The following is a 9,284-nucleotide window of genomic DNA, read 5'->3' as shown; positions in this document are numbered from 1 at the left end:
AAATAGATATAAAAGAGAAACAAGAAATGAGTTCAGTTGTTCTGCATCAATGGGAAATTTCGCCGTTTTGCCAAAAAGCAGCGAGAATGCTTCGCTTCAAAGGAATTGATTTTGAGACCATAAACTACAATGGAATTTTAGGGGCAAAAGTTCCATTGCTGAGTAAGGTTGGCAAAGTTCCTGTGGTAGATATTCATCAGCAACGCATCCAAGATAGTACTCGGATTGCGCGCTACTTAGATGAGGCTTTTCCCGACCAAGCTTTACTTTATCCCAAAGATCCGATGCAAAGAGCATTGGTTGAATTATGGGAAGATTGGGCTGATGAATCTTTGTATTTTTATGAAGTTTATTTACGTGTCAATGATTCAGAGGCACTAGCGGAAGCTATTCGGATCAGTAGTGAAGATCGTCCAGCTTATGAACGAGTGATGGTTAAAGGCTTTATTTTAGCTGAACTCAAAACTCAATTGTTTTTTCAGGGCACTGGTCGAATGAAAGCTGAAGATGTTCATGCAGAATTTAGACGACACTTAGATCGAATCGAACAGGTGCTTTCAGCGACAGGTTGGTTAGTTGGGGATAGTCAAACAATCGCAGATATTGCTGTGGTCTCACAGTTAGGTGAAGTGATTCGCACGAGTCGTCAGTTTGGTAAAGAAATATTAAGCCGACCTGCAATTAAAGCTTGGTATGACAAGCAAGGTGAGTAATCGCTATGACCATTTCCCTTTCAGAAAAACAGCAATGTGTTGTGGTGGTTGGTGTAGGTGCATCGCAAGGTATTGGAGCTGCAGTGAGCCGCCGTTTTGCTCAAGAAGGTTTAAAAGTCTATGTTGTGGGGCGCACACTGGAGAAAGCAGAGCAGATAGCAACCGAGATCAAAAACAATCATGGTGATGCCGTGGCTTACTGTTTAGATGCTGAAGATCCAATACAGGTACAACAATTGTTTCAATCGATTTCGCTTAGCCAAGAGCAGTTGGTCGCAGTGATTCATAATGTGGGGGGAAATGTCCCTTCGATTTTCTTGCAGTCTTCATTGACGTTTTTTAGCAAAATGTGGCATTCAACTTTTTTATCAGCATTTTGGGTTTCGCAGAGTAGTTTAAAAATTTTTCAGCAACAACAAGCGGGTACATTAATCTTTACGGGTGCAAGTGCCTCGTTGCGTGGTAAGCCATTTTTTGCTGCTTTTACTATGGGTAAATCTGCTTTGAGAGCTTATGCTTTGAACCTTGCTCAGCAGTATAAAGCTCAAAATATTCATATTGCTCATGTTGTGATTGATGGCATGGTGGATGGGGATCGGGTCAATAAAGCACTGTTCGGTTTAGGTCGTTTGGCTCGAATGACGCGTGGGACTGGTGGTTTGAATATTGATGCAATTGCTGAAAACTATTGGATGCTCTATCAACAGACGGCTGATCTATGGACGCATGAGTTAGATCTTAGGCCACATCAAGAAAAATTTTAGGGTGATCATCATGAGTAATAAACTGTTTCGATGGGGCAAGAAAGCGACAGGTTGTATGCTAGTTGTTGGCAGTGACATTCAACAGCTCAGCCAAAGTTTCGCTGAGACCAATCTGATCGATGCTTTGCATGTTTATCACGTTGTGAATGATTTAAATCAAGAAAAAATTCATATTGAAAAATTGCACAATCAATTGACCGTAGTCCGCATAAATTTGATTGATCAGCATGCATTAAAGAAACTACTTTCGCATATCACAAATTCAAAGCATCAAATTGAATTGTGTATTTTCCAAGCCTACTTTAGTCATGCTCGTGAAATGGATATTTTGTTATCTCAAGAAGCTGAGCATGAATGGAACAATAATGGCTTGAGTGCTGTCAGTTTATCTCAAGGTGTAATGCGTGAAATGTTGATGCAACTACGCGGAACTATGATTTTTCTAGGTTCACAGCCCCAGACTTCGGCATATTATGATCCTCTCAGCCAGAGTTCATTTGCTGCGATTCGAGCACTTTCTCAGTCATTAGCAAGAGAGTTTCATCCCAAGGGAATTCATGTGTGTTATTGCATGTTAGCGCAATGGCAAGGTCATCGCGAAGATTTCGTGAATTCGGTTAAAAAAGCTTGTTTGCATTTGCATCAGCAACCGAATTCAACGTGGAGTCAGGAGTTAAGTTTAGGCATATAGCATCTTATGTTATCCCTAAACTATTTAAAGCTTTAAATCACTTGGTTTTCTTTAGATGGGTTTAATTTTACTGCTGTTGTTTAATTGCTTCTAAACCAGCTAAGGAAAATGTCATCAGATGTTTAACCAATTGTTGAGCATTCATTTTTGAAATATCTTGTATGGGTGCAGGGAGATTACTCCCGACGATCAGTAGCATCATACATGGTGCAACGACACTCAGAACACAAGGTAATAGCGCTGGGTGATTTTCATCTAGCCCTGAAACCTGACTAATAATTTTTCGGACGGCTTGAAACTTTCTAGCACCATCACTTTGCATAAATGCTTGCAAATGAGATGTAGGGGAAAATAATTCGCGAATAAAAACTTTACTATGCCAGACATCTTTTTCAACGAGCTTACTCACCAGCGTTGCAAAAAATGTTTCAAGTTTTTGTGTCGGAGGGAGAGGGCTATCCACGAGCGCCAATAACTGTTGTTCGTTGAGATAATGTGTATGTGCTTCAGCCAACACAGCGCTATATAAACCATCACGACCAGCAAAATGATAGTTAATCGCAGCTAAATCGACCTCTGCCAATTTGGCAATTTCTTTGTTTGTTGTCTGAGCAAAACCATTTTGGGCAATTAATTGACCTGCTGCCTCAAGAATTTTTGATTTGGTAATATCACCATCACTGCGCCTAGCTCTAGACATTTTTTACTCTGAATCAAACTTTAATTTTAAGTATATCTTTTTTCCTTAAATTGATATAGTTTAAATTTAAATTGAATTTAAACTTTAATAAAAAAGGTCTGATTCCATGAACAAGAAAGTTATTGCTGTTGCTGTGGTCAGTATCATTGTTCTCTTAGCAGTTGTGCTTTGGTTCTTTAATAAAGATAAAAAGACCGAACAGGAACTCACACTCTATGGAAATGTCGATATTCGCCAGATTTCACTCGCTTTTGAACAAACAGGAAGAATCCAGTCTTTATCAGTGCAAGAGGGGGATAAAGTTAAAAAAGGGCAGGTATTGGTAGAATTAAAAACAGATGCTTTGAAGATTCAAGAACAGCAAGCGGAAGCGCAGTTGAATGTACAAAAGCAGGCAATGATTGAGCAAGAAGTAGGAACTCGACCTGAACAAATTACACAGGCAAAAGCCCAGCTGGTATCAGCCCAAGCTCTACTAGACAAAGCAAATAAAGATTATCAACGCTTACAGATTTTGAATAAAAGTACCTCTGGCCAAGCGATTAGCAAACAAGAACTAGATTTTGCACAGAGTAATCAAGCTACAGCAGCAGCTTCAGTGAAAGAGCGTGAAGCGAATTTAGCATTACTAGAAAAAGGGGCACGTGCTGAAGATCGTGCTGCGACTAAGGCGCAATATCAGGCAACGCAAGCAAATTTAGATTTAATCAAATACCAACTTACACAAAGTGAGTTGCGCTCACCAGTAGATGCAGTGGTGCGTGCTAGGTTGCAAGAAGTGGGAGATATGACCAACCCTCAGAAAGCAGTGTATACCTTGGCGCTGACTGATCCGAAGTGGGTGAGAGTGTATGCAAATGAAAAAGATTTAGACTGGATTAAAATGGGATCAGTTGCCCAAATCATTCGTGATTCTAAGCCCGATCAACCCATCCACGGAAAAATTGGCTATATCTCATCTGTTGCAGAATTTACCCCTAAAACAGTGCAAACAGAAGATATTCGAACAACCTTGGTGTATGAGGTTCGTGTTTATGTAAATGATCTAAATGATCAATTAAAAATGGGGCAGCCTGTCACCGTTAAAATTGCCAAGGACAAGTGAGTGAGCGCTGATGAATACTTTGTCTCAAGTGGTGGTGGCGCGTGACTTAACACAAGTCTTTCCGTCTGAAAATAAAAAAGGGAAAGACATAAATGCACTCCAAGATTTAAATATTACAGTCAAAGCAGGACAGCTTACGGCATTGGTTGGACCCGATGGTGCGGGTAAAACAACTTTTTTGCGGTTGGTTGCAGGCTTGTATCAGCCAAGTTCAGGTTCTTTGGAAGTACTTGGAATTGATGTCGCTAAAGATCCTCAATCAGTACAAGACCGAATCAGCTATATGCCACAACGGTTTGGTTTATATGAAGATTTAAGTATTCAAGAAAATTTAGATTTGTATGCAGATTTGCATGGCGTACCTCATGCTGTGCGGAAACAACGATTTGCTCGCCTATTAGAAATTACTGATTTAACCCATTTTACTGAACGTCCAGCAGGGAAACTTTCAGGTGGAATGAAGCAAAAATTAGGTTTGGCTTGCACCTTAGTTCGCTCACCAGAACTGCTCTTACTCGATGAGCCGAGTGTCGGTGTTGATCCTTTATCGAGAAGGGATTTATGGATCATTATCAAACAATTGGTTCTGGAAGAAAATTTAAGTGTCATCATTAGCACGGCATATATGGATGAAGCAGAACGTTGTTCAGAAGTGTATGTGATGTATGAAGGTAAAATTTTACAACAAGGCACGCCATCTGAGCTTAGTGAAAAAGTAAGAGGCCAAACTTGGCAGGTTGAACCACCAAAACATATGAAAGCAAGGGTCTTACAAGCCCAGTTATTAGATAATCACAAATATATTGTAGATGCCGTTCCTAAAGGCGATGTTGTCCGTTTTATTACTCAACCTACATATCCTGAATTGCCAATAGAATATTTACCTTCAAATGCAGTGGTTACACCTAGAAAACCTGAGTTAGAAGATGCATTTATGAGCTTTTTACATCAAGCTCAACAACAAAAAATTGAAGTTAAAAATAGCAATGAAAATGCTTTGCTTGAATCCCAAAAGCAGTTAGCTGAAACACCGCAATCAGCAATTATCGTCAAAGACTTAGTACGAAAATTTGGTGATTTTACCGCAGTTGCAAATACATCCTTTGATGTGCAACGCGGTGAAATTTTTGGGTTGTTAGGGCCAAATGGCGCAGGGAAGACAACAACTTTTAGAATGCTGTGTGGTTTATTGCCTGCAAGTAGTGGCACTTTAGAAGTTGCTGGAATGAACTTGCGCACAGCACGCGCACAGGCGAGAGCAAAAATTGGTTATGTCTCTCAGAAATTCGCTTTATATAGCAATTTAACGGTACTTGATAATTTAAAATTTTTTGGTGGTGCTTATGGTTTATCTGGAAAGAAGCTTAACCAACAAATAGACAAAGCACTGCATCAATTTCAATTACAGCCACATGCTAAAAGTGGTGACTTACCGAATGGATTTAAACAGCGTTTGTCGATGGCTGCGGCTTTATTGCATCAGCCTGAGATTATCTTTTTAGATGAGCCCACTAGTGGGATTGATCCTTTGGCGAGGCGTTCTTTTTGGTACAGCATAGGAGAGCTCGCCAATCAAGGGATTACCATTATTATTACAACGCATTTTATGGAAGAGGCTGAATATTGTGATCGAATAGCGATTCAAGATGCTGGAAAATTATTAGCACTTGGTTCACCAAAACAGGTTCGGCAAATGGCAGGTGAAACGAGCCATAGTGATATGAATCGTGCATTTATGTCTATTGTGGAACAAGCACGTTCTCGTAAGCAGGAGCATACACAATGAGTATCTCTGTAGCTCGCTTGATGGCATTAATCAAAAAAGAAACACATCAATTATTACGAGATAAAAGTAGTTTAGCCATAGGGCTGATTTTACCGATTATCCTGATTTTACTGTTCGGTTATGGCTTATCTTTCGATTTAAATACCGGACGTGTCGGTGTGGTCGTCCAGAACGTAACGCCACAGAGTAATCAGTTAATTTCAGGCTTGAATGGAACGCGATATATAACAGCAGTACCTTATACAAGTTTTGCCCAAGCTGAACAAGCGATGGGACGGGCTGAGATTGATGCGATTGTAAATGTTCCTGCTGACTTTGCTCAAGCCAGTACAAATCAAGCTGCGACCATTCAAATCATTACTAATGGGCGATCGACCAGTATTGCTTCAGCTTTGCAAGGCTATATTTCTGGTGCCCTTACAACAGCCCAAGCGATCCAGTCTGATCGTCAAAATATGCAGATTTCAAATGGAGTGATCAGTGTTGAACAAAGGATTTGGTTTAATGAATCTGCAAATAGCACTTGGTTTTTAGTTCCAGGCTTGATTGTTCTGATCCTCACTTTAATTGGTGCTTTTTTAACAGGTTTATTAATCGCAAGAGAAAGAGATCGGGGAACGTTAGAGGCATTATTTGTCACACCAGTACGACCACTAGAAATTGTACTTGCCAAATTAACGCCTTATATCGTGATTGGCATGATAGATATTGGCGTGTGTTTATTGGCAGCGGCATTTATTTTTGATGTGCCGATTCGAGCTTCATTGACGTCAATTATCAGTGCTTCATTTTTATATTTATTGGTTTCATTGTTAATGGGACTGACGATTTCAGGCGCTTCTAAAAGCCAATTTCAAGCCAGCCAAATTGCTTTATTGGCAAGTTTTATGCCTGCCATGATGCTCTCAGGATTTGTATTTGATACGCGAAATTTACCTTTTTTAGTACAGCTCATTAGTCAAATTATTCCTGCAACGCACTTTATGACCTTGATCAAAACGTTGTTTTTAGGTGGCGATGATTGGCATTTATGGATGAAAGAATGTGCAATTTTAATGCTCTATGTTGTGCTATTCACCTTTGCATCGTGTTTATCATTAAAAAAGAGATTGAGGTAATAACATGATTGAAAAAATAGTCGTGTGGTTAAATTATCTCTTGGTTTTAGTGAAGAAAGAATTCCTCACTATTTTTAGTGATCCTGCAAATCGAATTATTTTATTTGTGCCAGCGCTGATGCAGGCGTTATTGTTTGGCTATGCTGCAAGTTATGATGTCAATCATGTGGATTATGCCGTCTTAGATCAAAGCAAAGGACAAGTTTCACAGCAATTATTATCTCATCTTGATGGTTCAGGTTTTTTTAATCGAACGGCTACGCTCAATAATGCTACTCAGATCAAAACTGTGGTCGATGATCGTACTGCTTTGGCCGTCATTAGTATTCCTTCAGATTTTGAAGACAAACTAACTCAAGGCGAAGTTTCTCCGATACAGGTGATTTTAGATGGTCGAAATTCATCAACGGCAGGTATGGCAGGGTCTTATATCAATAGTGTCGTTTCAAAAGTAAATCAGGAGCGCTTAGGGCAAGCATCAGTCAACTTAGAGGTACGAACTTGGTATAACCCAAATCAAGAATCACGATGGGGGATCATGCCATCGTTAATTGCCGCATTAAGTATGATGCAAACATTATTGCTATCCTCACTTTCGGTAGCACGAGAAAGAGAACAAGGAACTTTTGACCAGCTATTAGTAACGCCTTATACACCGATTCATATCATGATCGGTAAGGCTTTGCCGCCTATTCTTGTTGGGTTGATGCAATCGACTATTATCCTTTGCATCATTTTATTTTGGTTTCAAATTCCAATGAATGGCTCCTTAACTCTGCTTTATTTTGGCTTATTGTTTTTTAATATTGCTGTTGTTGGAGTTGGACTGTCCATTTCAGCAATTTCTCTCAATATGCAACAAGCAATGTTATTTACATTCTTTATTATCATGCCATTAATGCTGTTATCTGGTTTGTTGACACCAGTTCAGAATATGCCGCATGCGCTAGAGATTGCGACTTATGCGAACCCGCTGCGTTTTGGAATTGATCTTGTACAGCGAGTGTATTTAGAGGGGGCAACGTTTTCACAAGTGAAGTGGGATTTTGTACCGATGTTTGTACTCGCGATAATCACCCTGCCTTTAGCTGCATGGCTGTTTAGAAATCGTCTGTCTTAGGTCTTTTGAAAAATGATTGGCTGTCTGTTATAGCTTTTTAATCAGATTCTGTACCTACTGGTTGGATATTGAAATGGGCACAATAAACATAAGCTAGTTTTGTGTTGAGGTGTGAAGGTGAGCTTTTTAAGAAAGAAAAATAATGCGAGCTTTGTTTTTTTTATTATTACACTCTATGCCTTTTTGGGTTTTGGTTTGGGCTATATCATTTGGGAGTTTTTTCTCTGATTTATAATGGTTAGTTTCTCATTGAAAAATCGTAGGCGGCTTTAAAAAGCGTAAGATATTAAATGTGTCATTAACAAATGTGTGCGAAAAGACAGTGAGCTTGAGTGCTAAAAATATCGTGTCGATATTCTGAACATTGGATAAATTGAGTATAGATTCCAATACACAGATTGACTAAAGTATCACTCGAAAATATCTTTATCGAGTGATTTATGCGCGGTCTTTATCTCATCACCAATGATGATCCAATACAATTATTATTAGAAAAATTAGATGTTGCGTTATCGACTGGGCAGGTTGCCATTTTACAGTATCGCCGTAAAAAAATAGCAAAACTAGATCAGTCATTAGAAGTGCAACAGATCAAAGCACTTTGTGAAAAGCATCAAGTCCCGTTTGTCATTAATGATGATTTGGCACTGGCTGAACAGTTTGGTTTAGGTGTACATCTTGGACAATCTGATGGTGAAATAAGTCATGCTGCTGCGCGTTTACCGAAAGGTGTGATTATTGGTCGTACCTGCTTAAACTCACTGGAGTTGGCTGAAAAGGCGATTGCTGATGGTGCAACTTATGTGGCCTTTGGTGCAGTTTATGCCACTTCAACCAAACCAGAAGCAGGTAATGTCGGCATCGAAGTCATTAAACAAGCTAAACAAAAATTCGCTGTACCAATTTGTGCGATTGGCGGTTTGACCGTTGAAAATTCTCAAGTGGTGATTGAGGCTGGTGCAAGCCTTTGTGCGGTAATTAGTGATATATTAGGGCGATCAACAGCCGAAATTCCTGCTCGTGTAACTGCATGGGCAACGTTATTTGACTAATTATATGTATCCGTTTTGCGGAACTTTTATTGTTTCTCGGAACGGCAACGTTCCTCGTCCTCGATTTTAGGTTGAGTCTTTTATGAGCTTATCTCCAAAGCAAGAACAGCTATTTAAACAAGCAAATAAACATATTCCAGGTGGTGTAAATTCACCTGTACGTGCATTTAACGGTGTTGGTGGTACGCCTGTATTTATTGAAAAGGCAAAAGGTGCATATTTATGGGATGTTGAT

Annotated in this window: 10 protein-coding genes and 1 pseudogene; 10 read left to right on the top strand and 1 reads right to left on the bottom strand. The window is 39.5% G+C overall.

Going from position 1 to position 9,284, the window contains the following annotated elements; genetic code table 11:
• Positions 1 to 26: 26 nt before the first annotated feature.
• The 3 genes from B4237_RS14685 to B4237_RS14675 are packed head-to-tail and all read left to right on the top strand — an operon-like array spanning position 27 to position 2,168.
• Positions 27 to 713 (top strand): glutathione S-transferase family protein, encoded by a 687-nt coding sequence (locus B4237_RS14685; RefSeq protein ID WP_278596607.1) that lies wholly within the window; start codon positions 27 to 29, stop codon positions 711 to 713.
• A 5-nt stretch (positions 714 to 718) separates the two neighbouring features.
• Complete coding sequence (locus tag B4237_RS14680; RefSeq protein ID WP_278596608.1) at positions 719 to 1,477, top strand: SDR family NAD(P)-dependent oxidoreductase; 759 nt, start codon at positions 719 to 721, stop codon at positions 1,475 to 1,477.
• 10 nt (positions 1,478 to 1,487) lie between these two features.
• On the top strand, positions 1,488 to 2,168 hold the full coding sequence (locus B4237_RS14675) for an SDR family NAD(P)-dependent oxidoreductase (RefSeq protein ID WP_286943744.1): 681 nt from the start codon (positions 1,488 to 1,490) through the stop codon (positions 2,166 to 2,168).
• 67 nt (positions 2,169 to 2,235) lie between these two features.
• Here the strand turns inward: B4237_RS14675 and B4237_RS14670 are convergent, their stop codons facing one another.
• Positions 2,236 to 2,868, bottom strand: a complete 633-nt coding sequence (locus tag B4237_RS14670; RefSeq protein WP_278596610.1) for a TetR/AcrR family transcriptional regulator — start codon at positions 2,866 to 2,868, stop codon at positions 2,236 to 2,238.
• A gap of 106 nt (positions 2,869 to 2,974) precedes the next feature.
• Between B4237_RS14670 and B4237_RS14665 the strand changes: the two genes are divergently transcribed.
• The 7 genes and pseudogenes from B4237_RS14665 to B4237_RS14635 all read left to right on the top strand — a co-directional run.
• Positions 2,975 to 3,973, top strand: a complete 999-nt coding sequence (locus B4237_RS14665) for an HlyD family efflux transporter periplasmic adaptor subunit (protein WP_278596611.1) — start codon at positions 2,975 to 2,977, stop codon at positions 3,971 to 3,973.
• A 10-nt stretch (positions 3,974 to 3,983) separates the two neighbouring features.
• The gene (locus B4237_RS14660; RefSeq protein WP_286943741.1) at positions 3,984 to 5,759 is read left to right on the top strand and encodes an ATP-binding cassette domain-containing protein; all 1,776 of its coding nucleotides are present in this window, start codon (positions 3,984 to 3,986) and stop codon (positions 5,757 to 5,759) included.
• A complete protein-coding gene (locus B4237_RS14655) occupies positions 5,756 to 6,877 on the top strand; it encodes an ABC transporter permease (protein ID WP_286943739.1) in 1,122 nt (373 codons plus the stop codon). Before B4237_RS14660 ends, B4237_RS14655 begins: the two co-directional genes overlap by 4 nt.
• 4 nt (positions 6,878 to 6,881) lie before the next feature.
• Positions 6,882 to 7,997, top strand: coding sequence for an ABC transporter permease (locus B4237_RS14650; protein ID WP_286943737.1), 1,116 nt, complete (start codon positions 6,882 to 6,884; stop codon positions 7,995 to 7,997).
• A 117-nt stretch (positions 7,998 to 8,114) separates the two neighbouring features.
• On the top strand, positions 8,115 to 8,225 hold the full coding sequence (locus B4237_RS14645) for a hypothetical protein (protein WP_201786817.1): 111 nt from the start codon (positions 8,115 to 8,117) through the stop codon (positions 8,223 to 8,225).
• Between the two features lie 212 nt (positions 8,226 to 8,437).
• Positions 8,438 to 9,049 carry a thiamine phosphate synthase gene (thiE, locus tag B4237_RS14640; protein ID WP_136458103.1) on the top strand — a complete coding sequence of 204 codons (612 nt, stop codon included), beginning with the start codon at positions 8,438 to 8,440 and terminating at the stop codon, positions 9,047 to 9,049.
• 82 nt (positions 9,050 to 9,131) lie between these two features.
• A pseudogene (locus B4237_RS14635) lies at positions 9,132 to 9,284 on the top strand (aspartate aminotransferase family protein); the annotation flags it as partial.

Origin of the sequence: Acinetobacter sp. UBA6526 (assembly GCF_002434875.1) — a bacterium.
Lineage (GTDB): Bacteria > Pseudomonadota > Gammaproteobacteria > Pseudomonadales > Moraxellaceae > Acinetobacter > Acinetobacter venetianus.
This window is presented reverse-complemented; position numbering and strand designations above follow the sequence as displayed.

What these genes read in the sequence shown, in the direction of transcription:
- B4237_RS14670 (WP_278596610.1), bottom strand. Translation starts at nt 2,868, where the DNA reads ATGTCTAGAGCTAGGCGCAGTGATGGTGATATTACCAAATCAAAAATT.
- B4237_RS14660 (WP_286943741.1), top strand. Translation starts at nt 3,984, where the DNA reads ATGAATACTTTGTCTCAAGTGGTGGTGGCGCGTGACTTAACACAAGTC.
- thiE (WP_136458103.1), top strand. Translation starts at nt 8,438, where the DNA reads ATGCGCGGTCTTTATCTCATCACCAATGATGATCCAATACAATTATTA.
- B4237_RS14675 (WP_286943744.1), top strand. Translation starts at nt 1,488, where the DNA reads ATGAGTAATAAACTGTTTCGATGGGGCAAGAAAGCGACAGGTTGTATG.
- B4237_RS14685 (WP_278596607.1), top strand. Translation starts at nt 27, where the DNA reads ATGAGTTCAGTTGTTCTGCATCAATGGGAAATTTCGCCGTTTTGCCAA.
- B4237_RS14680 (WP_278596608.1), top strand. Translation starts at nt 719, where the DNA reads ATGACCATTTCCCTTTCAGAAAAACAGCAATGTGTTGTGGTGGTTGGT.
- B4237_RS14650 (WP_286943737.1), top strand. Translation starts at nt 6,882, where the DNA reads ATGATTGAAAAAATAGTCGTGTGGTTAAATTATCTCTTGGTTTTAGTG.
- B4237_RS14665 (WP_278596611.1), top strand. Translation starts at nt 2,975, where the DNA reads ATGAACAAGAAAGTTATTGCTGTTGCTGTGGTCAGTATCATTGTTCTC.
- B4237_RS14655 (WP_286943739.1), top strand. Translation starts at nt 5,756, where the DNA reads ATGAGTATCTCTGTAGCTCGCTTGATGGCATTAATCAAAAAAGAAACA.